28 protein-coding genes are annotated in these 23647 nt (G+C 64.4%); 14 read left to right on the forward strand and 14 right to left on the reverse strand.

Annotated elements, in window-relative coordinates; genetic code table 11:
* Positions 1-28 precede the first annotated feature (28 nt).
* The gene (locus LIW51_RS13590; protein WP_227374647.1) at positions 29-265 is read left to right on the forward strand and encodes a hypothetical protein; all 237 of its coding nucleotides are present in this window, start codon (positions 29-31) and stop codon (positions 263-265) included.
* 63 nt (positions 266-328) lie between these two features.
* Positions 329-580, forward strand: a complete 252-nt coding sequence (locus LIW51_RS13595) for a hypothetical protein (protein WP_227374648.1) — start codon at positions 329-331, stop codon at positions 578-580.
* Here LIW51_RS13595 and LIW51_RS13600 read toward each other — a convergent pair.
* Entirely contained in the window at positions 577-1911 is a 1335-nt protein-coding gene (locus LIW51_RS13600) for a M28 family metallopeptidase (RefSeq protein WP_227374649.1), read from the reverse strand. The genes LIW51_RS13595 and LIW51_RS13600 overlap by 4 nt on opposite strands.
* 100 nt (positions 1912-2011) lie before the next feature.
* Between LIW51_RS13600 and pepF the strand changes: the two genes are divergently transcribed.
* From pepF to LIW51_RS13630, 6 genes are all read left to right on the forward strand, one after another.
* The gene (gene pepF / locus LIW51_RS13605) at positions 2012-3802 is read left to right on the forward strand and encodes an oligoendopeptidase F (protein WP_227374650.1); all 1791 of its coding nucleotides are present in this window, start codon (positions 2012-2014) and stop codon (positions 3800-3802) included.
* A gap of 272 nt (positions 3803-4074) precedes the next feature.
* Positions 4075-5295, forward strand: coding sequence for a proteasome-activating nucleotidase Pan2 (pan2, locus tag LIW51_RS13610; protein ID WP_227374651.1), 1221 nt, complete (start codon positions 4075-4077; stop codon positions 5293-5295).
* A gap of 158 nt (positions 5296-5453) precedes the next feature.
* Positions 5454-5729, forward strand: coding sequence for a 4a-hydroxytetrahydrobiopterin dehydratase (locus tag LIW51_RS13615; protein ID WP_227374652.1), 276 nt, complete (start codon positions 5454-5456; stop codon positions 5727-5729).
* Positions 5729-6100: an LWR-salt protein gene (gene lwrS, locus LIW51_RS13620; RefSeq protein ID WP_227374653.1), complete on the forward strand. Its 372-nt coding sequence runs from the start codon at positions 5729-5731 to the stop codon at positions 6098-6100. The genes LIW51_RS13615 and lwrS overlap by 1 nt, the downstream gene beginning before the upstream one ends.
* 118 nt (positions 6101-6218) lie before the next feature.
* The gene (locus tag LIW51_RS13625) at positions 6219-6692 is read left to right on the forward strand and encodes a pyruvoyl-dependent arginine decarboxylase (protein ID WP_227374654.1); all 474 of its coding nucleotides are present in this window, start codon (positions 6219-6221) and stop codon (positions 6690-6692) included.
* A 57-nt stretch (positions 6693-6749) separates the two neighbouring features.
* Positions 6750-7145 (forward strand): DUF5811 family protein, encoded by a 396-nt coding sequence (locus LIW51_RS13630; RefSeq protein ID WP_227374655.1) that lies wholly within the window; start codon positions 6750-6752, stop codon positions 7143-7145.
* Here LIW51_RS13630 and LIW51_RS13635 read toward each other — a convergent pair.
* From LIW51_RS13635 to LIW51_RS13650, 4 genes are all read right to left on the reverse strand, one after another.
* Entirely contained in the window at positions 7126-7359 is a 234-nt protein-coding gene (locus tag LIW51_RS13635) for a DUF8015 family protein (RefSeq protein ID WP_227374656.1), read from the reverse strand. The genes LIW51_RS13630 and LIW51_RS13635 overlap by 20 nt on opposite strands.
* 80 nt (positions 7360-7439) lie before the next feature.
* The gene (gene infB, locus LIW51_RS13640) at positions 7440-9239 is read right to left on the reverse strand and encodes a translation initiation factor IF-2 (protein ID WP_227374657.1); all 1800 of its coding nucleotides are present in this window, start codon (positions 9237-9239) and stop codon (positions 7440-7442) included.
* 244 nt (positions 9240-9483) lie between these two features.
* Complete coding sequence (locus tag LIW51_RS13645; RefSeq protein WP_227374658.1) at positions 9484-9924, reverse strand: urease accessory protein UreH domain-containing protein; 441 nt, start codon at positions 9922-9924, stop codon at positions 9484-9486.
* Positions 9915-10166 carry a HoxN/HupN/NixA family nickel/cobalt transporter gene (locus LIW51_RS13650; protein ID WP_227374659.1) on the reverse strand — a complete coding sequence of 84 codons (252 nt, stop codon included), beginning with the start codon at positions 10164-10166 and terminating at the stop codon, positions 9915-9917. The genes LIW51_RS13645 and LIW51_RS13650 overlap by 10 nt, the downstream gene beginning before the upstream one ends.
* A 283-nt stretch (positions 10167-10449) precedes the next feature.
* Here LIW51_RS13650 and LIW51_RS13655 point away from each other — a divergent pair, with 283 nt between their 5' ends.
* Complete coding sequence (locus LIW51_RS13655) at positions 10450-10695, forward strand: PRC-barrel domain-containing protein (protein WP_227353468.1); 246 nt, start codon at positions 10450-10452, stop codon at positions 10693-10695.
* Positions 10695-11159: an NOB1 family endonuclease gene (locus LIW51_RS13660; protein ID WP_227374660.1), complete on the forward strand. Its 465-nt coding sequence runs from the start codon at positions 10695-10697 to the stop codon at positions 11157-11159. Before LIW51_RS13655 ends, LIW51_RS13660 begins: the two co-directional genes overlap by 1 nt.
* Here LIW51_RS13660 and LIW51_RS13665 read toward each other — a convergent pair.
* The 6 genes from LIW51_RS13665 to LIW51_RS13690 form a co-directional block, all read right to left on the reverse strand.
* Entirely contained in the window at positions 11156-11920 is a 765-nt protein-coding gene (locus tag LIW51_RS13665) for a CPBP family intramembrane glutamic endopeptidase (protein WP_227374661.1), read from the reverse strand. The genes LIW51_RS13660 and LIW51_RS13665 overlap by 4 nt on opposite strands.
* Before the next feature lie 45 nt (positions 11921-11965).
* The gene (locus tag LIW51_RS13670) at positions 11966-12610 is read right to left on the reverse strand and encodes a BGTF surface domain-containing protein (RefSeq protein ID WP_227374662.1); all 645 of its coding nucleotides are present in this window, start codon (positions 12608-12610) and stop codon (positions 11966-11968) included.
* 82 nt (positions 12611-12692) lie between these two features.
* Positions 12693-13985 carry a phosphoglucose isomerase-related protein gene (locus LIW51_RS13675; protein WP_227374663.1) on the reverse strand — a complete coding sequence of 431 codons (1293 nt, stop codon included), beginning with the start codon at positions 13983-13985 and terminating at the stop codon, positions 12693-12695.
* A 147-nt stretch (positions 13986-14132) separates the two neighbouring features.
* Entirely contained in the window at positions 14133-15428 is a 1296-nt protein-coding gene (gene hemA, locus LIW51_RS13680) for a glutamyl-tRNA reductase (protein ID WP_227374664.1), read from the reverse strand.
* 99 nt (positions 15429-15527) lie between these two features.
* Positions 15528-15929 (reverse strand): DUF5778 family protein, encoded by a 402-nt coding sequence (locus tag LIW51_RS13685; RefSeq protein ID WP_227374665.1) that lies wholly within the window; start codon positions 15927-15929, stop codon positions 15528-15530.
* 114 nt (positions 15930-16043) lie between these two features.
* The gene (locus LIW51_RS13690) at positions 16044-16238 is read right to left on the reverse strand and encodes a cold-shock protein (protein WP_227353458.1); all 195 of its coding nucleotides are present in this window, start codon (positions 16236-16238) and stop codon (positions 16044-16046) included.
* Between the two features lie 137 nt (positions 16239-16375).
* Here LIW51_RS13690 and uppS point away from each other — a divergent pair, with 137 nt between their 5' ends.
* Positions 16376-17293, forward strand: coding sequence for a polyprenyl diphosphate synthase (gene uppS, locus LIW51_RS13695; RefSeq protein WP_227374666.1), 918 nt, complete (start codon positions 16376-16378; stop codon positions 17291-17293).
* Between the two features lie 59 nt (positions 17294-17352).
* Here the strand turns inward: uppS and LIW51_RS13700 are convergent, their stop codons facing one another.
* Positions 17353-17961 carry an undecaprenyl diphosphate synthase family protein gene (locus LIW51_RS13700; protein WP_227374667.1) on the reverse strand — a complete coding sequence of 203 codons (609 nt, stop codon included), beginning with the start codon at positions 17959-17961 and terminating at the stop codon, positions 17353-17355.
* Between the two features lie 140 nt (positions 17962-18101).
* On the opposite strand from LIW51_RS13700, the gene LIW51_RS13705 reads away from it, so the two are divergent.
* Together LIW51_RS13705 and LIW51_RS13710 are read left to right on the forward strand one after the other, a co-directional pair.
* Complete coding sequence (locus LIW51_RS13705) at positions 18102-19418, forward strand: DUF92 domain-containing protein (protein ID WP_227374668.1); 1317 nt, start codon at positions 18102-18104, stop codon at positions 19416-19418.
* A complete protein-coding gene (locus tag LIW51_RS13710) occupies positions 19415-19831 on the forward strand; it encodes a GNAT family N-acetyltransferase (RefSeq protein ID WP_227374669.1) in 417 nt (138 codons plus the stop codon). The genes LIW51_RS13705 and LIW51_RS13710 overlap by 4 nt, the downstream gene beginning before the upstream one ends.
* Positions 19832-19854: 23 nt before the next feature.
* On the opposite strand, the gene dnaG is transcribed toward LIW51_RS13710, so the two are convergent.
* Positions 19855-21237 carry a DNA primase DnaG gene (dnaG, locus tag LIW51_RS13715; protein WP_227374670.1) on the reverse strand — a complete coding sequence of 461 codons (1383 nt, stop codon included), beginning with the start codon at positions 21235-21237 and terminating at the stop codon, positions 19855-19857.
* Positions 21238-21416: 179 nt separating this feature from the next.
* On the reverse strand, positions 21417-22145 hold the full coding sequence (locus LIW51_RS13720; protein WP_227374671.1) for a sugar phosphate isomerase/epimerase family protein: 729 nt from the start codon (positions 22143-22145) through the stop codon (positions 21417-21419).
* 77 nt (positions 22146-22222) lie between these two features.
* On the opposite strand from LIW51_RS13720, the gene LIW51_RS13725 reads away from it, so the two are divergent.
* The gene (locus tag LIW51_RS13725; protein WP_227374672.1) at positions 22223-23647 is read left to right on the forward strand and encodes a hypothetical protein; all 1425 of its coding nucleotides are present in this window, start codon (positions 22223-22225) and stop codon (positions 23645-23647) included.

Consider the following 23647-nt stretch of genomic DNA (forward strand, 5'->3'; position numbering starts at 1 on the left):
TATATCCGAGAGCTCCGACACGATTTCTATGTTCGTCGACAAGTTCCTGTGGGAAGTGACGATAGACGCGGCGGTCGGCGTGCTAGCGTTCTCGTTCATCCGGTGGGTCGGTGCGGCGATTTCCGCACTGTTCGAGGGAATCGGCATCGTCCTGTTCGTGCCCTTCTACGTCGTTTCGCTCGTCGTCGGTGCGTACTTCGTCGTTCGGAGACTCAGCAAACTCGTGGAAGACATCGTGCGACGAGAGCTCTCCCGCCACTCCTGAGGTTCGGTACCTTCTCCCCGTTTCCACCGGATCGCATTTGATTTCTGATATCGATAGCGAGATATGAGCACCATCGGCGATACCGATGACACCGACTGGCTCTGGCACGCGACCATCTCAGTGACGCTCGGTGTTGTAATCGCCTTCCTCGGTTCGGGCGGCGTGAACGTCCTCGTTCTCGCGCTCGATACGTTTGGCGTTTTCCTGTCGCTTTTCGTCTCCCTCGCGTCGCTGTTCTTCGGCGTCTACCTCGTCCTCCGCGGACTCACCATCCTCGTCGGGGCGGTCGTGGACGGAAAACGGATCGAAACTTAGTCCCACCCCTCCGGCCAGATTTCCGCCGCCCGCATCCCCTCTTCGTAATCGTTCTCCCGGAGGTTCGCGGCCACGTCGTCCGCCTCCTTGCGCGGAATCTCCTCGCGCGAGGCGACCTCCCGAATCAGCAGGGCGGCCAGCATTGCGTGCTCGCGCAGGTTCCGGTCGTCCACCTTGTCCCGCGTGTCAGCGTGAGTGTGTCCCCATCCGCGTCCGCGCGCGCCGGGTGCGCTGTAATCCTGCTGGCTGTGTAGCTGGAGCGCCGGAACGCCCTGTTTCAGGAACGGCCAGTGGTCGCTGAAGGGGTGGACGCCCTCCTGTAGCGCGATGGGCTGGTTCGCGTTGTCTGCGACCGCCTCGACCACCGACCGCATCGTCTCGGAACCGTGGGTGAACGCCCGCATGTCGCGGAATCGCCCCGCGCCGTCGACGTTCACGACGGCGCGCGCCCGTGAGAGGTCGAGCGAGTCGGCCAGCGCCTCGCTCCCGAGGAGACCGATCTCCTCGCAACCGACGCCAGCCACTCGGACGCGCGTGTCGAGGGTCATCTCCGCGAGCAGGTGGGCCGCCGCGATGACGACGGTGATTCCACAGCCGTTGTCGAGCGCCCCTTCCGAGATGTCGTGCGCGTCGTGGTGCGCGACGACGACGATTTCGTCTTCGGTTTCGGGGCCGAGTTCCGCGACGGCGTTGTGGCTCGTCCCCGCGGTCGTCTCGGCGTCGACGGTGAGCCTCGCGGTCGCACCTCGGTCGGCGTACTCGCTCAGCCACGCGCCGGTCTCTTCGCTCACCCCGACGCCCGGAATCGCTGTTTCGTCGCCGAAGGTGAGCGAGCCGGTCGGCGGAAGCTGTCCTGGAACGTGGTTGTGGAAGACGAACCCCTCCGCGCCCGCCGCGGCGGCGTAGCCGAACTTCTCCATCCGGTGGACGAAGCGACTGCCGGCGGGGGTCGTCGTGCTGGCGACGGCGATCTTCCCGGCGACGTCCTTCTCGTCGATTTCTTCCGGCGTGCCGTGCCCCACGTCCACAAGTTCGCCGTGAGCGTCGCCCGCGGGCGAGTAGGGGAGCGCGATGGTCTCGAACGAACGCTCGACCGGGTCGGTGACCGCGAGCTTCGCCGACCCGCGGCTCCAGCGGTGCATCTCGAACGATTCGGTGCGGACGTTTCGCGCCCCGGCGCGTTCGAACCCCTCCGCGACCAACTCGGCGGCCCGCCGTTCGCCGGGATGGCCACCCATCCGATCTTCGAGTTCGGTCAGCTTCGTCAGGAACGTCCACGGGTAGTCGTCCCGCCACATCTCGCCGAGTGCGCCGTTTACCGCGTCGGTCATGTTAACCACTCAGTCGCCGTCCGTCAAAAAGCTCCGTTCGGCGGTGAGCCTCGTTCCGGAATATCAACGTTTACGGTGAGGCTGTCCCTATGGGCGTGGTATGAGTTCTGTTCCCGAACGGATCGATATCGACACGAAATATAAGTGGGATTTGGAGAGCATCTACGCGGACGACGGCGATTGGGAGGACGCCTACGAAGCGGTCGAGGAGCGATTAGGTGACCTCGAAGCCTACGAAGGGCGGGCGACCGAAGACGGCGAGACGCTGTTCGAAGTGCTCCAGCTTTCGGACGAACTCGGGCGCGAGGTGTCGATGGTAGCCTCGTACGCCCGAATGCGAAGCGACGAGAACACCTCCGACCAGGAGTATCAGGCGCTCGCCACGCGCGCACAGTCGCTCGCATCGCGCGCCCAGAGCGCGGGAAGCTTCATCGAACCGGAGATCCAGTCGCTCGACCGCGACGAACTCGACCGGATGGTCGATGAGACGGATGGACTCGAACGGTACGACCACTTCCTCGACGACGTGATGCGGACGAAAGAGCACACCCGCTCCGCCGAAATCGAGAATTTGCTCGCGGAGTTCGGCGAAGTCACGGGCGCGGCGGGCGAGATCTACAACATGCTCTCGAACGCCGACATGACCTTCCCCACCGTCGAGAAACCCGACGGAGACGCGGTCGAAATCACCCAGAGCAACTTCGTCAACCTGCTCAAGAATCCCGACCGCGAGTTCCGACAGACGGTGTACGAGAGTTACTTCGACGAGTGGAGCGACGTTCGAAACTCGGTCGGCGCGGCGTACAAGAACAGCGTCAAATCGGACGTGAAGTATGCGCAGGCCCGGAACTACGACACCGCACGCGAGGCGGCGCTGGACGGCCCGAACGTCCCGCCCGAGGTGTACGACAACCTGCTCGACACTGTGCGGGCCAACCTCGACAAACTCCACCATCACGCGAAACTCAAGCGCGAGAGCCTCGGCGTGGACGAGCTCCAGATGTGGGACCTCTACATGCCGATGACCGACACGGAGAGCCCCGATTTGGACTACGACCGAGCGGTCGAGTACGTCACCGAGTCGCTGGGTACCCTCGGCGACGACTACCGGTCGCGCGTCGCGGAGGGTATCGAATCGCGCTGGATCGACGTATACGAGACGCAGGACAAGCGGGCTGGCGCATACAGCGGCGGTACCTACGACACCCAGCCGTTCATCCTGATGAACTATCAGGACGACATCTCATCGATGTACACCCTCGCACACGAACTCGGCCACTCGCTCCACTCGCAGTTGACGAGCGAGACCCAACCCTACGTGTACAGCGGGTACGAGATATTCGTCGCCGAGGTGGCCAGCACCGTCAACGAATCGCTGCTGACTCACCATCTGCTGGAGACGGTGGACGACCGGGATTTCCGCCAGCACGTCCTGAACGAGTATCTGGAGCGGTTCCGCTCGACCCTGTACCGACAGACCCTCTTCGCCGACTTCGAGTATCAAGCCCATCAGGTCGTGGAGAACGACGAGGCGGTCACCCCCGACCGGTTGGACGGGATTTACGGCGACTTGAAGCGGGAGTTCTACGACCCCGCCGTCGTGGACGAGCGAATCGAGCGCGAGTGGATGCGCATCCCACATTTCTACCGCGCGTATTACGTCTACCAGTACAGCACGGGCATCAGCGCCGCCGTCGCGCTGGCCGACAAGATTCTGGAGGAGGGCGAACCCGCCGCCGAACGCTACCTTGAATTCCTCCGCAGCGGGTCACGCGAGTATCCGCTCGAACTGCTCGAAGGCGCGGGCGTGGACATGCGCTCGCCCGAACCCATTCAGCGCGCCCTCGACGTGTACGGCGACCACTTGGACGAGATGGAGGCGCTGATCTGAGATAGTCAAGACCGACGTTCGGAAACGGGTCTCGTTTTCGTCTTTCGTTCGAACTCGCTCGCCGAGTCGGGGGTCTGGGGATACCACTATCGCAACGACTCCTGCACCGCGACGGGAGTCCGAGAACGCTGTATAGCGTAAAACCACGGAATCTCCGCTCGAAGTTCGAAACCGCCCAAAAACCGTTACCAGCGAATCGCCCCACGCCGGCACCGCAGCCCCTCCGCGACCCAAAGGCACTTTTAATGTGGCGACATACAAACGAACAAGAAATGTCGCGCAGTCCATCCGTTCCTGATCGACCAACGCTCGAACTCGACCCCAACATGTCCGACTCGGAGCGTCTGTCGGCGCTCTTGGAGCACTACACGGACATCACGAAGGTCAACGAGAAGCTGAACGAGCGCGTCGAGGCTGCTGGAGAACGCCGAGAGGATCTCGCGGCGGAGGTCGACCGACTCCAGCGCGAGAACGAGACGCTGAAGACGACTTCGCTGTACGTCGCCACGGTCGAAGACATGACCGACGACGGGGTCATCATCAAGCAACACGGCAACAATCAGGAGGTGCTGACCGACGCCGCAGTCCAACTCCGAAACGACGTCGAGGCCGGTGACCGGGTCGCCGTCAACGACTCCTTCACTATCGAGACGAGACTGGACACGGAGAAGGACGCACGAGCGCAGGCGATGGAGGTGGACGCCTCGCCGGAGGTGACCTACGACGACATCGGCGGCATCGAAGAGCAGATCCGAGAGGTCAAAGAAGCGGTCGAGGAACCGCTCGTCAACCCCGAACAGTTCGAGGAAGCCGGTATCGACCCGCCGAGCGGCGTACTCCTGCACGGTCCGCCGGGCACCGGAAAGACGATGTTGGCGAAGGCGGTCGCCAACCAGACCGACGCCACGTTCATCAAGATGGCCGGGTCGGAACTCGTCCAGAAGTTCATCGGCGAGGGTGCCAGCCTCGTCCGCGACCTGTTCAAACTCGCCTCCGAGCGCGAGCCGGCGGTCATCTTCATCGACGAGATCGACGCGGTGGCTTCCCGTCGAACCGACTCGAAAACGTCGGGCGACGCCGAAGTGCAGCGCACGATGATGCAACTGCTCTCGGAGATGGACGGCTTCGAAGACCGCGGCAATATCCGCATCATTGCAGCGACGAATCGCTTCGACATGCTCGACAAGGCTATCCTGCGCCCCGGGCGGTTCGACCGCCTCATCGAAGTGCCTAACCCGGACGAGGAGGGTCGCCACCGCATCCTCGAAATCCACACGCGCGACATGAACCTCGTGGAGGACGTCGACTTCGACCGACTCGCCGACGAGACGGACGGCTTCAGCGGGGCCGAGATCGAGAGTCTGACGACCGAGGCCGGGATGTTCGCCATCCGTGACGGTCGCACCGAGGTCACGATGGCGGACTTTGAGGACGCGCTGGAGAAGATTGAGGACGGCGATTCGTCGGTGCCGAACCTGCGGTACGCCTACTAAAATCGACCTTTTACGGCGGCGAGGGCTCGCGGTCGGGTGCCGTCGTGCACGGCCGTGCACGACGGCACCCGACCGTGATTCGAGAGCTTCGCTCGTTCGAACGACAGCAACCGGTCGTGGCGAATGCTTTTATTTGAGTTCCACCCGTTTCCCCGTGTATGGCAGATCTGCTCTCAGACGACGAAATCGAGACCCGAGCCCCGAGCGGATGGGAGCGCGACGGCGACGAGATAGTCCGTGTGTACGAATTCGACGACTACCTGAAGGGCGTCGCGTTCGCGTCCGAAGTCGGCGAAATAGCGGACGAGGAGTTCCACCATCCCGAGATGATCATCCGGTACGACGAGGTCGAGGTGCGCCTGACGAGTCACGAGGAAGGCGGCATCACCGAGCAGGACGTGACGATGGCCGAGCGCTTCGACGACGTGCGCTGATGGACGCGCGCTACGCGTTCGCGGTTCGGTTCCGCCTCGACCCGGCGATCTCGGGCGTCGCGCTCGAACCACGCAGGTTCGAGACGCGCCTGTCGCGGCGTGCCGACCCGCCGGGCGAGGACGGGTGGCTCTTCTTTCGCGACAACCTCTGGCGCGGAAACATCGGCGACGACCGTTACTTCCGCGAACTGGCGAGCGAGGCGCTCGGCGTCCCCGTGACGAACGTGGAGTACCGAGCGTTCGAGACGGACGAGGAGTACTACGACGCGCTGAAAGCGGAGATTCACGAGAATCTGGCGGAGTTCAAGGCCGACTCGGTATCCGAGGTGATCTCGAAATATCTTGGCAGTTCCGTCGAAGTCGAGTATTGAACGGTAGTGTTACGGAGCATTTTCGAATGATCTTCTCAGCAGGTCGGAGTTCGACGGAACGGCGGTGTCCGTCCGCGGAATCGACAGGCACTTTCGCGCGACGAACCGACCCCTGTGCATGAGCACGATTCGGGTCGTCTGGGGAACCGCCAGCGGGCCGACGAAGATGTCGTCGTACGACGCCGCGCTGGCGGAAGCGAACGTCCACAACTACAACCTCGTCGCCGTCTCGTCGGTCATCCCCGCCGACGCGACCGTCGAAGCGGTGGGCACCGCGCCCGACCTCGGCCCCGCCGGGAACCGCCTGACCGTGGTCGAGGCGCGGGCAACCCGCGCCGGGCCGGGGCACGCCTCCGCCGGATTGGGCTGGACGACGGGCGACGGGGCGGGTCTTTTCTATGAAGCCGCGGGCGAGACGGACGGCACGGAGATCGAAGAGCGCGTCCGGGCCGGACTGGAAGCGGGGCGAGAACTCCGCGACTGGGATTTCGCGGGCGAGTCGACCGAGACGGTGACCGCGGACGCCGAACCGGGCACGTACGTCACCGCCGTCGTTCTCGCGGTGTACGGCGAGAGCGAACCCATCTATTAGGTTCCGGGGGCGACGGGTTTATACCGCGGTCGAACTTACCGAAGGGTAGCAGACCGCATGAACGGAAACACTCCTTACGCTGGTATTCCCGACGTGACGCAGGCCGGACAGCGCGCGTCTGTCGATGTCGAGGAACTCTCTTCCGAGCAAAAGCGGGCGCTCCGGAACAGCGTGGCCGACATCGCCACGTTGACCCGAAAGTATCTCCCCGACGAGTACGTCATCGGGTCGCAGGTCACGAACGGCGCGACCGGCCCGCAGGCTACCGTCTCGGTACAGCCGCCGGTCGGCCACATCGTCAGCGCCGGATTCGAACCCGAGGGTGACGAACTCGACGACGACGAACTCATCGACGCCGACGACCGCGACGAAGTCGCCCGTGGTCTCGCCGCCAGCGCCGTCCTCCAAGTGAAACAGGCGGTCGAAGACCAGATCACGCCGACCGCTCGGTAGGCGGTCGTTTGAACATCGCGTCGACGAGGACGAACGCGGCCACGAGACCCGCCGTCATCTTCCCGACGTGGAACGGAACTGAGAGCGCCGCACTGACGACCAGACCGGCGAGTAACACGACCGGCAGAGCGAGAAGAACGAGGTCGTAGTACGAGAACCGAGTAACGAGAGTCCATCGAGCGATTCGACTGGTAAATCCCTTTTTCACGCTCATCCGCATCCCTCCATGCGCTGTTATTACTGCCAGAAACTAAAACGTAACTCCACCCCTTCCAAAGGGTTGGGCTTCGGAATCTACTTGCCCCAGAACGGATCGCGTTTCCTCTGTTTGTCGAGGTACATCTGCAACGCTTCGAGCTCGTCCGCCGGGATGTCGTCGGAGAGCTCCTGTTCTAAAATTTTGGCATGTTTCTCCGGCAGTTCTATCCAGAGTTCGTCGCCCTCCTCTATCTGCCGACCGACAGTCGGCCCGTCGATGGCGACGCTGACCCGGTTCCCAGTTCGGGCTTCGTCTACGTCCTCGCCCTGGTCCTTCAGCCCCTTGATGGTGCCGACCCGCGTGGGTTCGTTCCCTCCGAACTTGGCGACGAAGGCGTTGTTCTTCACGGTACCCGAGAGCACTTCGATGCCGACCACGGCGGGGTCGTTCTGCCGGAAGACGTGGTCTTCTAGGATTCGGAACCGGGCGGGGCGGGTGATGTTGTCGAGGACGGTCTGTTGCTGAGCGCGCTCCATCTCCTCGACGTACTCCTCGTACTCGTCGATGAGCTGGTAGATGACGTCGCTGTCGAAGAGGCGCACGTCTCGCTCCTCGGCTTCGTCCGCGGCGTCGGCGAGCACGTTGACGTTGAACGCCAGAATCGTCCGATGTTTCGGCTCGTCCGCGGTCGTCGCAAACCGGACGTCACGGGGAGCCACGTCGCCGACTTCGGCGCGCATGACCGGAATCTCCGTCTCTTCGAGCGTGCTGACCATCGCTTCGAGGCTGCCGAGCGTGTCGGCTTTCACCACGATGCCTTCCTCCTGCGTGCTGACCTCGACCTCCGCGAGTTCGGCCTCCACTTCGGCGACGACATCCTCTATCTCCCGGTCGCGGACGACGCGGACGGGTGCGCCCGCCATCGCGTCGTCCAAGCCGGGCGCGGCGATCTTCAGCCCGGCCGCCGCGCCGATGGAATCGACCTTCTCGAAGCGGTCTTCGGTTCGAATCTCGGCGAGCGGTCGGGGTTTCAGCAGGGCGCGAACGTCCGTCACGATGGGTTCGTTCGTCCCGCCGACGACGATGGTCTCGTCCGCGCCGACGGTACCGTCGTACAACACCACGTCGAGGGTCGTCCCGAAACCTTTCTCCTCTTTGACTTCGAGCACCGTTCCCGCGCCCGGCCCGGCCACGTCGATCTCCATGTCCTCGCGCATGTAGCGCTGCGCCAGCCCCATCAACACCGTGAGCAAGTCGGGAACGCCCTCGCCCGTCTCGGCGCTCACGGGGACGACGCCGACGTTGTTCTGGAAGTTCTGGACGCGCCAGTAGAGGTCGGCGGAGAAACCGGCATCGCTGAGTTCGCCGATGAGTTCGTACAGGCTCTGGTCGAGCGTCGACCGCGCCCGGTCACTCTGAGTCTCGTAGGTCTGCTGGATGGGCGAGTCCGGTTGCGGGTTCCACCCCGGCGTCGTGTCGATCTTGTTCGCCGCGACGACGAACGGGGTCTGCGACTGCGAGAGGATGTTGATTGCTTCCTCGGTCTGCGGTTGGAAGCCGTCATTCACGTCCACGACAAGGATGGCGATGTCCGCGAGGGCACCGCCGCGCGACCGGAGCGTCGTGAACGAGTGGTGGCCCGGCGTGTCGATGAAGAGCAGTCCGGGGAGGTCGAAATCGTCCGGGTTGACCAGTTTTCCGGCGACCTTCGACACGATGTCGAGCGGCACTGCTGTCGCGCCGATGTGTTGTGTGATCGCGCCCGCCTCACCCTCGATAACCGTCGAGCCGCGGATCTTGTCGAGCAGGCTGGTCTTGCCGTGGTCGACGTGACCGAGGACGGCGACGATGGGGGTTCTAAGAGTTTCCGTCTCGTGTGAATCTGTGTCCGACATACCTACCACCCGGGAGAAGTTCTTATCACAGAACAACCCGGCACGGCATTTAACTCCATCGCCACGTCGGTCAGAGGGCAGATGACTGCGGCGGAGAAACCCGCAGGTTATAATGTGCTTTGGACGTTCGTGATGCGTCTCGGGGGATCAACTCAGCACGGTGGGTGAGTTTCGTTCACCTCTGTGCAGCCGAAGCGGCTGATCGGTGGACCTGCCCCCCTCACCGGCGGTCGTCGGAGAACCCTTAGAAGGGCGCTCGGATCGGAACAGCAGTTCCGATGGTCTCGGCGAACAGCAGGATACCGACGGTCACGCTAGCGACACCAGCGACCGTGCGAAGGGAGTTCGTCCGTCCGACGACCCGACCCCATCCCCACGATGCGGCGGCCATCGAGACACTCGTCGCCACCGAGAATCCGGCCAGAAATCCGGCACCGCTGAAGACCGTCGGTGCGGTCGCGGCGAGGGCGACCACAACATCCCCGCTACCGGCGAGTCCGTGAACGATTCCGACGCTGAACGACTCCCCGTCCGCGCGCGAGTGAGCGATGCCGAGCCGTCTTCCACCGATGGTCAGGTGCAAGCGTCTCGTTCCGGACTCCCCGGCATCTTCGGTGCGGACGTGGCGCAGAAGCGATGTTCCGAGCGCGTCCCGGCCGGCGATCACGCGAGCGCCTAACGCCACGAGGAGACGGCGACGAGAGCCTCGAATCCCGCGGTGACGGTGGACGGAATCTGGACGTCTAGCGAAAGAAACGACACGCATAACACGAGGATCGGAATCGAGTGGCCGACTCCCCACGCGGCACCCGTCGACGCCGACCGGTTCCCGTCTTCGACCAACGTTGCGATCGCGGCGAGGTGATCCGCTTCAAAGGCGTGTTTCACGCCGAACGCACTTCCCACGGGGAGCGCGGTTTCGAACATACGTCGCCTTCGTTATGAGGGGGACAAATAGGTGGTGAGTTCTCCGCCCCACTCACCGCTCCCTACGGGATTCGGGCGGATGGGACTTTCACACGCACTGCCTGCCCGTCGCCGGGATTCCGACGGGGTCGAAAGCTTTCGATGGAACCCGCGGAGGGACACGACCCACAACGAACTCGATGACCGAAGACCTACCCCGCCGACCGTCCCCCGAGAGTCGAGTGCGCCGATGCCGACGTGAACCCCGTGGAGTTTATGTAGTAGCGCTCGGTAACCCCCACGTATGCCGGACATACTCGCGGAGAACCTCTCGGGGAAGGCCGTCATGGGGTCTGACGGCACCGAACTGGGGATGCTCTACAACATCACCATGAACCTAAAGACGGGGGAGCTATCGAGCCTCGTCGTCGAACCTGACGAACAGATCGATACCGACACCGTCGACCTCGAAGTGGACGACGACGGTCACTTCGAACTACCGGTCAACCGGGTACAGGCGGTTAAAGATTACATCGTCGTTCAGCGGTAATGTACGTTCTAGACGCCTCAGCTTTTATCAATGAGTACCACACCACCGAACAGACAGCGTCGATTCCGATGGTGCAGGAGGAACTGGAGGGCGAACACGCCTTCCGGTTCGACGCGATGGAAGGTTCCGGGATGCACATCCACCTGCCGCGCGAGGACGCGGTCGACAAAGTCCGCCGCGCCGCGGGTGAAACGGGTGATCTCGACGTGCTCTCGGACACCGACGTTCGGCTCATCGCCACCGCGTTCGAACTCGACGGAACGCTCGTCACGGACGACTACGCGATGCAGAACGTCGCCGACCGGATGAACGTCACCGTCGAGGTCATCGCACAGGACGGTATCGAAGAGCAGCGAAACTGGAAGTTCCAGTGCGCCGGGTGCGGGCGGGAGTTCGACGAGAACAGAGACCGCTGTCCGATCTGCGGCAGTCCGCTCTCGCGGAAGAACCCTTCGAACCCTTAACCGGCGAACTGGAGGTACATGATTCCGAAAAGGATAGCGTCGAACGTCCCGTGAACGAGAGCCGAAACCGTGAGATTTCCGGTTTCGAGGTAGAGGTAGCCCAGCACGAGCGAGAGGAAGAAGATGACGACGAGCGTTCCGGCGGTCGCCGTGAGCGTCGAACCCGCCGCGTAGGCGGGAATGTGCGCCAGCGCGAAGACGACGCTCGCCACGACGACCGCGCCGTATTCCGAAAACGTCCCGTACAGCGATTTCTGGATGATATTTCGGTAGAGTAGCTCCTCGCCGGGACCGATGATGAGCCACGACGCGGGGATGAGCACGAGCAGTATCTCGGGGTTGCCCTGACTGGCCGTCTGCTGGACGTTGTGATCCGCGGTGCCGACGCCGATCTGCGTCAGTGCGACGGCGATTGCGATCTGTAACGCGAAGAGCGCAATGACGCCGAGCGATATGAATCCGACGTCGCGTTTGCTCGGACGTTCGAAATCGAGATACGAGAGTCCGTATCCTCGGCCGACCATGAAGATGAGGGCGACCGTCCCGGTGCCGAGACCGAGCGCGAGCGCGGACAAACCGAGTTCCTGCATAGGTCCGAGGTTGTTCCGTCCGAAGACGACGATTATCGCGCTCGCCCAGAGGGAGATGGCGAACAGCCCCGAGAAGCCGAGAACGCCGCTACGGACGACCGCGAGCAACATCTGACCGACCGAACCGCCGGTCGAAGATTCGTCGCCGACGCCTGCTGTACCGTCTGCCATACGTTAACCGAGGGGCTGCGGTAGTAAAGATGCTACGACCGGCGCTCAGTCACGGCGTGAGAGCATTCCGACTACCACGAGGGCGACCAGCGCGACGACGAGACCGAAACCGGGTTGTCCGTCGCCGTCGCTCGACCGGGTGGTCGCCGCAGTGTCGGTGGTGACCCCTTCTTCGACGGTCGTTCCGCCGTCGGCGGCCGTCTCGGTCACCACGTAGGTCGTGGTCGAGAGCGAGGTCGTCGCAGACGAGTTTCGGATGACGCCATCGACGACGAGGAGCGGTTTCCGTTCGGTCGAGTTATTGCCGGGAAGCGCGACGACGACGCCGAACTCCGTCCCCGTCTCGTACTCCGCGAAGTCGAACGTCGCGTTGAACGTCCCGTTCGGTTGCACCGTGACCGTCTGCGATTTGTAGAACTGCCCCGTCGAGTGGACGGAGATTCCGAGTTCCGTGCCGGGGTCGAACGTCGCCTCGCCGCGAATCGTCCGGTTCGGAGCGGTGTCGAGAACCAGAACGTCCCCCTCATGTTCGAGCGAAACGGAGTCGTTGCTCGCCTCAGTCAGTTCGTGGTCAAACGATGCGCCGTCCACGGCGTCTACGAAGCGGTCGGTAGATGCGGTCGTCGCACCCGCGAACAGCGAAACGACGACGAGCGCCGAAAGAATCATCGAAATGTAGTGAACCCTCATGATACTGGATGCGTCGTTCGGTCTTCGACGCAAAGGACAATCGACCACTCTTCCCCGCCCGGTAAATGCTTTGTGAACGCGGTTACTCGACTTCCAGCGTCGTCTTCTCGGCGACCGCCTCGGCCTCCTCGAAGTCGCCGCCGCCGAGCAGCCCTCGTGCCGCACGCTTGCCCCACTCGACCGCGGGTTGGACGAACGTCTCGACGCCGTACAGTTCACCCGCGAGGACGCAGGCCGCCTCCATACCGTAGCAGAGTTCGCCGAGTCCGTACTCGTCGATGCGGTCGATTTCGACCCTGACGTTCGGTCGGCCGGACGCGGCGAGGCTCGCTTCCGTCGCGCCGAACTCGGCGTCCAGGAGCGTCCCGAGGTTCCGGCCGCCGAGATACTCCAGTCCAGGTAGGTCGGTTTCCGGAATCGCTCGGTCGTCGCGGTCCGCCGGGCGGACGAACGTCACCATCTTGTCTCGCGGCCCGGCGCGATACAACTGGAGTTGGGAGTGCTGGTCGGTCGCGCCGAGCGCCCTCGCAGGTGTCTGGCCGAGACCGTCCTTGCCGAGGCTCTCGGCCCACAACTGCGCGAACCACTCCGCAAACGTCTCCAGCGATTCGGCATAGGGCATCATCGCGTTCACGCCCGCGCCGCGTTCGTCCAGCGCATAGCACGCCGCGCCGTAGGCGTAGGCCGGCGACTCGAACAGCGACCCCGCGAGGCGGTCGACTTCGGCCCGCGCCCCCGCGAGCACCGCGTCGATGTCGCGACCCTGAATCGCGGCGCAGGCTAACCCGACCGTGGAGAGGACGGAGAAGCGGCCTGGCACGCCGTCGGGAACGGCGAGCGCGGGCAGGTCGTGACGCTCTGCGAGCGTGCGGAGATTCCCGTCTTCGCCGGTCGTGACGAAGGTTCGCTCTGTCCAGTCCACGCCCTCCGACGCCATCGCGTCGCGGACGACGAGGAAGTTCGCCAGCGTCTCCGCGGTCGTGCCGGAGCGCGAGACGACGTTGATAGCGGTGTCGGAGAGCGAGATACCGTCGAGCAGGGCGGAGACGTGCTCGGGGTCGACGTTGTCGAGGAAGTAGGCGTCCACGTCGGAGTCGAGTCCGCGGGCCAGCGTCGCCGCGCCGAGGGCGCTCCCGCCGATGCCGACCGTGAGCACCGTCTCGGCGTCCGCGAAGGGTTCGACCGCGGTTCGTATCTCGTCGGCGTCGGTCGTCTCCGGGAGGTTCAGAGCCGCGTAGCCGTGTTCGTGATTCTCGCGCCCGGCTTCGATTCGCTCGTGGGCGTCGGCGACGCGCTCGTCCAGTCGGTCGAGCGCGTCGCGCGAGACGCCGGGTGCGGCGACGGTGTCGAGGGCGTTGCCGAGGTCAACTCGCATACGAGAGTCGGCACCGCCGGGCGCCAAAAAGCCATCTCCTTCGGCGCGGCGTCTCTATAGGCGATGTGACTACCAACTGACAACTTGCGGTCGTGTCGCTGGCTGCTTTCCGGCGGGCGTGAGTATTTGCGTCGAAAAAGAAATCCGCTAGTCGTCCGCCGTCGATTCGAGTTGCTCCGCGACGAACGCGGGTGGTTCGGCGGCCTCGGGGTCGAACAGTTGGAGCGCGGTGTTGATGGTCGTCCAGTCGTCCTCGGCGGCGGCGTCTCGCAGGCTCTTCGTCGGCGGTGCGAGCAGTTGTGAGACCAGCGCGTCGGCCATCGACTCCACGATGGCTCGCTGTTCGTCGTCCAGTCCGTGGGCGTCGAGTTGCGACAGCGCGGTCTGGAGTTCTCGCTCTTTCATCCGCTCCGCGCCCTCATACATCGCGGCGATGACCTCGTCCGCGCGCTTTCGCTTGTACTGTTCGAGCAGGTTCTCGAACTCGCGGTCGACCATCGCCTCGACCGACTCGGCGGCGGCCCGTCTGCGCGCACGAGTTCTGTCCGTCACCGACTCCAGCGCCGCCATATCGTGGACGGTCACGCCGTCGAGCACGGCCACTGCGGGCGATACGTCCCGCGGCTGGGCGATGTCCACGACCAGCGTCTCACTACAGTCCGAGAGCGAGTCGGCGTCGAGGACGTACCCCTCGCTTCCCGTCGCGGTTATCACCACGTCCGCACGCGGGAGGCAGGTCGGGAGTGCGTCCAGTCCGACCGCACGGGCGTCAGCGATGTCGACCGACCCTGCGACCGTCTTCGCTCGCTCGACCGACCGGTTGGCGACGACGAGCGTCCCGACGCCCGCGTCGGCGAAGGCGTTGACCGCGATGGTACCCATCTCGCCCGCGCCGACGACGAGCGCCGTCGATCCGTCGAGATCGACCTGCTCGCCGGCAAGCGTCACCGCCGCGCTTCCGATGGAGACGACACCCTCGTTGATGGCCGTCTCCGTCCGAGCGCGTTCGCCGACGTGGAGCGCCTTCGTCAGCGCCGCTTCGAGCATCGGGCCGACGGCGTCGCGTTCCTGCGCCGATTTGTATGCGTCCCGCACCTGCCCGATTATCTGGTCCTCGCCGAGGACGATGGATTCCAGTCCCGCGGTGACCCGAAGGAGGTGGCGAAGGCTCTCCTCGTGAGCCATCTCGACGACGGAGTGGGTTTCGATGTCGGGCGCGAAGTCGGCGAGGACGGCCCGTCCAGTCGCGGGCGTGTCTGTGACGACGTACGCTTCGAAACGATTGCACGTTTGGAGCGCGAACGCCTCCGATACGCCGGGTTCCTCGGCGAGACGAGCGACGACTTCCTGCTCGTCGGCGTGGCAGGCCGCCGCCACGTCGTCGAGGCTCGCTCGGTCGTGAGAGACGCGCACGCCGGAGATGACGCCGGTGCTCGGCGTCACGCGTATCGCCTCCGGGGAAGAGAGAACATACGATTCATACGAAACACTTCGGACTTCGTATCAGGCCGTTAGAATGCCCTGCATGTAAAGCCTTCTAACCTATCCTTCGACGCTGGTTACTTCGAACCCGAGGTCGCTGATGTCGTCTTCGATTCCTCGCTGGTCGGCGCTCGCCTCGTAGTAGAACACGACGTCGAACGTTCCGTCCCGAAGCAACTGCTGGCACTCCCAGACGAACTCGTCGCCGTCCAGCGTCAGCCCTTGGTGTTGGTTCGAGGCGAACTCCGGGTCGTCGGTGCCAGAGTAGACGTAGGTGTCGCGCGGGTCGTAGCCCGCGTGTTCCGCGATGACGTCGCCAATATCCACCGACGCTTGGTGCATCTCGATGTCCTCGTCACTTCCGAGGTCGGTGCGAACGATAGCACCGTTGAGTTCGATATCGCCGGGTTCAAGGAGTCGCTTCGTCCGCCGGTAGAGGTCGTCGTCGATGACGCTGTCCATGTTCGAAGATACACACCGGTCGTTATACGACCTACGGTTGTAGCCGTCACTCAAAAATCGTTGTTTTCGCGCGGCAGCGTGAACTCCCGCGAGAATTAATCGCTGCCGATTCGTTTACAGGCGCTGGACGTTAGTCGCTCGGGGACCTTTGTCTGCCTGCTCGATGTCGAATTCGACTTCTTGGCCCTCTTCTAGGTCTGGGCCGCCGACGTCTTCCATGTGGAAGAATACGTCTTCGTCAGAGTCTTCGCTGTCGATGAATCCGTAACCGCCGGTCTCGTTGAAGAAGTCAACCGTACCTTTCGCCATTGCGTTCTACCTAAGTAATCCCATACTTAAAAAGGTATGCACCTGCCCCCGACGACCCGACACATTCGTTACCAGCTCGCACGAAATCTCGGAGGAGAAGGCTGATACCGGTCGGGTGAGAGTGGGCCAACAAGACGATGTTGACGCGGGTTCGGCGACAGTTGGAGACGGCCTACGAGCGACACCTGCGACGAACCATAACGGGTGCCCCGACCCACGTCGCGGTCATCCAGGACGGAAACCGGCGATACGCCACCAAGCAGGGCGAGGACGCACCAGACGGCCACCGCGCAGGCGCGAAGACGACCGAGCGCGTGCTCGACTGGTGTGACGACCTCGGGGTCGAAGAACTGACGCTGTACGCCTTCTCCACGGAGAACTTCGAACGTCCGGAGCACGAGCGCGAAGCGCTGTTCGACCTACTCGAGGACAAACTGTACGAGTTCGCCGACGCGGAGCGCGTCCACGACAGCGGCGTCTGCATCCGCGTCATCGGCGACGTGCCACAGCTCCCCTCGCGCGTTCGCGAAGCCATCGAGTACGCTGAGCGTCGAACTCACGACTACGAGGCGTTCGTCCTCAACATCGCGCTGGCGTACGGCGGTCGCAACGAACTCCTCGGCGCGGCCCGCGACGTGGCCCGCGCGGTCGAGTCTGGCGACCTGAACCCGACCGACATCTCCGTCGAAACCATCGAGGAGCGCCTCTACGGGCGCCCCCTCCGCGACGTGGATCTCATCATCCGCACCGGGGGCGACGAGCGCACCAGCAACTTCCTCCCGTGGCACGCCAACGGTAACGAGGCCGCCGTCTTCTTCTGTACCCCTTACTGGCCGGAGTTCTCGAAGATCGACTTCCTGCGCGCCGTGCGAACCTACGAGTCCCGCGAACAGTCGTTCCGACAGGCGAAGGTTCAGCGCGCGCTGGCACTCGTTCGGGCAGTGGGCGGCGTGGAGTTGGACGAAGCGCGGTCGGTGCTGCGGAAGTTCAAGGAGTACGTGCCGGACGGCGCGTCTGTGGACGAGTTGGAAGTCGACGGCGAGACAGTGGACTGAGATTCGAAGTTTTCACGGAGAGCGGTTTCTGACGACATGAAGGGGGAGTTTACGGTTGTTCACCGTCCGAACCGCCGCTGCCGACTCTTGTAATCGAATATCGCCCGCAGGTAGTCCCGCTGGCGGAAATCGCGCCAGTTCACGTCGGTGAAGTACAGTTCGGAGTAGACCGACTGCCAGATCATGAAATCGGAGAGTCGCTCCGCGCCGGTCTTGATGACGAGGTCGGGGTCGGTCGGAAACACGAGGTGGGATTCGATCTCCGTCTCGTCCACGTCGTCCGCCGAGACGCCGCCCGATTCTACGTCCTCCGCGACCGCCCGCACCGCCTCGGCGAACTCGCTCTTTCCGCCGAGTCCGATGCTCACCTGAATCGGGGCGTCGGCGGGCGTGAGGTCGTCGGGACCGCGAACGGCGATCTCTCGGGGCGTGCGCACGTTCTCCAACTCGCGCTGGAGGGTCGGCACCGCGCCGGAGTCCAGTACGCTCACGTAAACGGTGACGCGCTCCGCGCCGTAGTCGAACGCCCACTCGAAGAAGGATTCGAGCGTCTCGTACGCACCCTGTTCCAACAGGTCGCGCTCGGTGATGACCACGGCGATGTGGCTGGGCGAGTCGGCCCCGTGTCGGCGGACGCGCGCGGAGAGGTACCGGTCGTAGAGTCCCACAAACCCCGAGTTCCCACCATCGAATCTTAAACGTCACGCACTCCCGCCGAACTGAGACGGTGCGTTCTTTCCGCACGTCGCAACCGTCACGCCCCGCGCCGTTCGGGAAGATTAAGTGTTCGTCCCCGAAAATCCCCACCGTGACTACGAGCATTCGACGGGCGGCGGCGTTCGCAGGGGTGGGGACGCTCGCGCTCGCCGCGTCGGTGCTGGTAGCGGGCGTGGCCGCGCTGTTCGCGGCATTCGGTGCGCTCGCGCTCGTCGTAGATGACGGTTCGGTGTTCGAGCTCTTCGCGCGCCCGAGCGACCGCCGCGAAGGGCGACTCCGCGGTCTCGCCGCGTTCGCGTTCGCCATCGCCGGACTCGCCATGCTCGTTATGCTCGTCGGCCTTCCGACGCGCGTCTTCGCCGCCGCCGTCTGTCTGCTCGCCTACGGAAACCTCGTCGAACAGGCCGCCCGGACGCGAAGCGACGCGCCCATCACCGCGACGGCGGGATTCACGGTCGGCGGTTTCCTCGCGGCCATCGCCGCGCAGGCCATCGTCCTCCGCGTCGCGGGCGACCCCATCGAACCGGTCGTGCCCGAACTCGTCTTCCTCGCCGCCAGCGGCGCGTTGTTGGCCGGTTTACTCCGCTCCGTGCTCTTCGAGCGCGACGACCCGTTGGTGATGTTCTCGGTGGCGTTCCTCCTCTGGTTCTTCGCCGACCTCACGGTGACGGTGACGCCCGTGGAAGTTGCGATGGCCATCACCATCACCGCCGGATTCGGCTACCTCTCGTGGGCGCTCGACACCGCCTCCGTCACCGGGATGCTCACAGGCGTCCTGCTCGCGCTGCTCACCATCGTCCTCGGTGGCTACCCGTGGTTCGCCGTCCTCATCTCCTTTTTCGCGCTCGGCGCGCTCTCGACGAAGTTCCGGTACGAGGAAAAGCGGCAGAACGGCGTCGCGGAGGCGAACGAAGGTGCCCGGGGTGGCGGTAACGTCCTCGGCAACGCCGCCGTCGCGCTGGTCGCGGTGCTGGCGTTCGCCGCGAGCGACCGCCTCCCCGTCGACAGCGCCGTGTTTCTCTTCGCGTTCGCGGGCAGCATCGCCACCGCCATGAGCGACACCCTCTCCAGCGAAATCGGCGGCGTCTTCGACCGGCCGCGACTAATCACGACGCTCGAACGCGTCGAACCCGGAACGGACGGGGGCGTCACGTGGCAGGGTGAACTGGCCGGGGTGCTCGGCGCGAGCGTCGTCGCGCTCATCGCCGTCACGTTGTTCGGGTCGGTCGGCCTCCTCGGCGGGGTCGTCATCGCGCTGGCGGGCGTCGGCGGCATGACGGTCGACAGCGTCCTCGGCGCGACCGTGGAAGGCGAGCAAATCGGCAATCAGAGCGTCAACTTCCTCGCCACGCTTTCGGGGGCGCTGTTGGGTGCCGGACTCGCACTGCTGGTGGGGCTTTCGGCGTGATTCGCACCGCCACGCCCGACGATAGCTCTCGCCTCCGCGAGATCCGAATGTGGCTCGCCGAGCCAACGCCCGGACTGCTCGAAACCGCCCTCTCCGGGTCGGGTCTCGTCTTCGTCTCGACCGCCGAGGGACGACCGGTCGGCTACGTTCTCACGACGCTCGGGGACGACGCGTACGTCGCCGAACTCGCGGTGGAACCAGCGTATCGCCGCGAGGGACGGGGCACCAGATTGCTTCGGACGGCCGTTTCGGCGGCGTGCGAACGCGGCTGTTTCGGCGTGTCGCTCACCGTTCACGAGGAGAACGACGTGGCTCGGGCGCTGTACGACTCGCTCGGCTTCGAACTGTGGCGCGAGGAACCCGACTACTACGCCGACGGCGGAACCGCGCTCGTGCTCGGAAAAGAGTGTTAGATTCGCGGCGACCGCGCTCGGCGCTACAGGCGGTCTGCGGTCAGGATGCGAACCGTCGTCGGCTTCTTGACGAACTCGCCTTCGTCTCGGGCGACGATCTGTTCGACCCCGCGCTGGGCCGCAACGTCGAGGATTCGCTGGCTGAGCGTTCCGTCGAACACGACCGCGTGGGGAACCGCGTCCGCGCTTTCGATGGCGTCGAACGTCTCGTCGGCGGGCGATTCTGCGAGGACGCCGAACGCGTCGTCCAGCAGTCGCACGGTGTCGGATTTGCCGTCGATGACCTCCCGAGCGTGACCGCGGATCGTCTCCGGTTCTTGGGTCAGGGGTTCGCCGTCCGACTCGCCTTCCGCCGGTTCTTCGGCAGTCGATTCGTCATCGACCGAGTCGCCGCTTGCCGCATCGTCTTCTCCCGAAGCGCCATCCTCGAACCCGTTTTCCGACCGTTCGTCCGTAGATTCCACGGATTGGGTTCCGGCGTCGTCGGGCACCGATTCGTCCGCTTCGACGGACGGCTCGACCGGACGCTCGGCGTCCGTTTCGTCGCTCTCGGGCGCAGGGAGAGTGCTCCCGTCGGTCGCGGCGGCCACCACGGTTTCGTCGTTCCGAAATCGGTCGAAGGGGCGTTTATCGCGTAAGGCGGACATCACCTCGTCGCGCGAGAGGTCTTCGACCGACCTACCCGGCGGGGCGACGGCGACGTAGTCGATGTCGGCGACCTGTTCCAGTTCGCGGAGAATGAGGTCGCCGCCCCTATCACCGTCGAGGAACGCCGTAGTCGTGCGGTCTTGCGTGAGTTCGGCGACGGTGTCGGGAACGTTCGTCCCTTCCACCGCGATGGCGTTTTTCACGCCGTACCGGAGCAACGTCAGCACGTCGGCCCGGCCTTCGACGACGATGATGGCGTTGCTGTCGATGACGTTCGGTCCCGCCGGGAACCCCTCGTACTCCGTGATATCCTCGACGCGGATGCTCTGGCGAACCTCCTCTAGAATCTCTCGGCTGGTCATGACGCTCTCGTCGAACGACGACGAGAGCAGTTCCTTCGCGCGGTCGACGACCTCCCTGCGCTTCGCGGCCCGCACGTCTTCGATGTTGCCGACGCTGACGCTGGCGCGACACGGGCCGACGCGCTCGATGGTTTCGAGCGACGCCGCCAGAATGGCCGTCTCGACCTTGTCGAGGCTACTGGCGATGGTGATGGTGCCGAACGACTGCCCCTGTTCGCTATCGACGTAAACGTCGATGCGACCGACCTTCGAGGACTGCTGGAGATCTCTCAGGTCGAGGTCGTCCCCCAGGAGTCCTTCGGTCTGACCGAAGATAGCGCCGACGACGTCACTCCGTTCTACCACCCCGTCGGCGGTGATGTCTGCGTGAATGAGATATTTCGCTGTATCGTCCATGAGTGGTGAACTGCCCCTGTGCAGGGCTCGATTGTGATGTGTCCATGAACGTAGTCATGGATACGTCTATTCTTGGCGCTCGAATACCCAAATAGCTGTCGTCACCCACGTTCTGCCGCCAAATTCTGCCGGGAAACGGTCGGTGAAATGAGGGGTGATACGACGCCGACCGACGACGGCTATCGTCGTTCGACGAGTTCCGCGAGTCGGTTCGCGCCGTGTCGAAGCGACGCCCGCGGGTCGTCCGGGTCGTCGTGTTCGTACACCAGCCACTCCGCCCCGGCATCGCGGGCCGCGTTCGCGCACGCTTCCACGTCCACGTCGCCCTTGTCGAGTTCGACCGACTTTCCGGCGGCGGTGTCTTTCAGGTGCACCAACGGGACCCGTCCTTCGAGGCAGTCGAGCAGCGAAAGCGGGTCGCGTCCCGCGGCGACGACCCACCCCACGTCGAGTTCGATTCCCACCACCGACTCCGCAACGAAGGCGTCGAAACCCGCCCGGTCGCCCGCGTCGACGAACTCGTGGTCGTGGTTGTGATAGCAGAGCGTCGCCCCGTGACGCTCGACCCGCGCGGAGAGTTCGTTCAGTCGGCGGGCGGTCTCGCGGGCCGACGCTTCGCTGTCGAAGTGCGACTCGTCGAGATAGGGGACGACCAGCGTGTCACAGCCGAGCGTTCGGTACGTCTCGACCATGCCCACCGGGTCGGCTTCGAGTTCGTCGAACGAGACGTGCGCCGCAGCGGCGGCGAGTCCCGCGGCGTCGAGCGCGTCCGCCACGTCTGCATGGTCTGTGTCTCCCAATCCCGCAAACTCCACGCCGTCGAACGCCGTCTCGCCGACGCGCGCGAGAAGGTCGGGGAGCGAGTCGTCCAGTTCGCGGAGCGTGTAGAGTTGGATTGCGGTGCGCATGGATGCGTCTGAGACCACCACGGGTAAAGCGGTTTTCGCCGACCAGAACTAAGGTCTCCGTCGAACAATCGTCGGTAATGCGCGTCCTCATCGTCCCCGAACTGTATCGCCCGGACGAACTGACGGCGAACGGTACGGTAAACGACGCCGTCGTCTGGGTCGAGCAGTGGCTCGACATCGACCCGCGCTTGCACGTCTACTGGCTGCTCCCGTCGCCAAGGGACGCGAACTACGACCCCGGGTACGTGCTCGCCGACCGCGAACGGGTGACGCTCGTGGAAGCCGAGCCGTTCATGCACGGGGCGGAGCACGAAGGTATCTTCACGGAGAGCGGATACAGCAAGGAGCAACTGTACGCGTTGAAGGAAGCCATCTACGACCGGTTCGGCTACGTGGATATCGTCGTCGACCAGCTGCGCCGGGGGAGGGCCGACCTCACCAAGTGGCTCCTCGCGCTCGACGGGCATCCGGCGGACGCGGTCGAACCGTTCTCGGTCATCACGAACGTCCACGACCTGCAACTTCCGTTCAAGTACGCCAGCACCGGGTGGCGCAATCGCGTTCAGCGTCAGACCGAGATCGCGGAAGCGGTGCTCGGCGACGGGATGTGGTTCAAAGCGAGCGTGGACGCCGACGGCATGCGCGAATACGGTCGGGAGTTCCTGGACGAAGGCGTCCTGGACGCCGCGCTGGACGACGCGGTACAGACTTGGAGTCCCATCGATTTCGACCACTTCGAGGAATCGTACAGCGAGCGCCCCGAATGGTTCCACGTCGCCGGGTCAGTGTGGGAGAAAAAGCAGACGGGACTCATTATGGACATCGCCGAACGCCTCCACGAGGAGTTCGGCATCAGAACGCTGATGACGAGCATGGGTCACATCCCCGACGAGTACGCCGAACTGCCGTGGGTGGAAGCGCACTCCGAAGCGTCCCGCCAGACGTTCGAGGACGCGCTTCGTCGGGGCGACCTGACGGTTTCGGCGACCGAGTACGAGACGCTGGCCCGGACGTGGTTCGAGCAGGCCGCGTCCGGACAGGTGCTCGTCGTCCGGGCCGAACCGTGGGTGTTCGACTGCATCCCCGGCGACTACCGACTCGCGGGGGGTATCGGCGAACTTGCCGACCTCGCAGTGTGGGCGGTCGAACACTGGGACGAAGCGGTCGAAGAGAACCGCCGGATGCTCGCGTACGTCCGAACCGTCCGCGACCCCGAGCAGTCCGGGAAGAAGACGTACGACGACATGGCTCGCCGGGTCGAGGGGAGACTCGACGACCGCTGGCCGAGCGACCACGACGCCGCGGTCGAAGACGCGCTGACCGAGTTCGAGGGGGAGGTCTCGCTCTCCGAACTCGCGGTACGCGCCGGCGGCGACGTCCCTATCACCGACCGCGAATCGTACTCGATCGGACAACTGGTGTCCCTGCTCCGGACGCTGGGCTACGAGGATGCGGGGAACTCGGGAACGCCCGTATTTCGGGAGAAGAGGCACGATACGTGA

Origin of the sequence: Haladaptatus halobius (assembly GCF_020618475.1) — an archaeon.
Classification (GTDB): domain Archaea; phylum Halobacteriota; class Halobacteria; order Halobacteriales; family Haladaptataceae; genus Haladaptatus; species Haladaptatus halobius.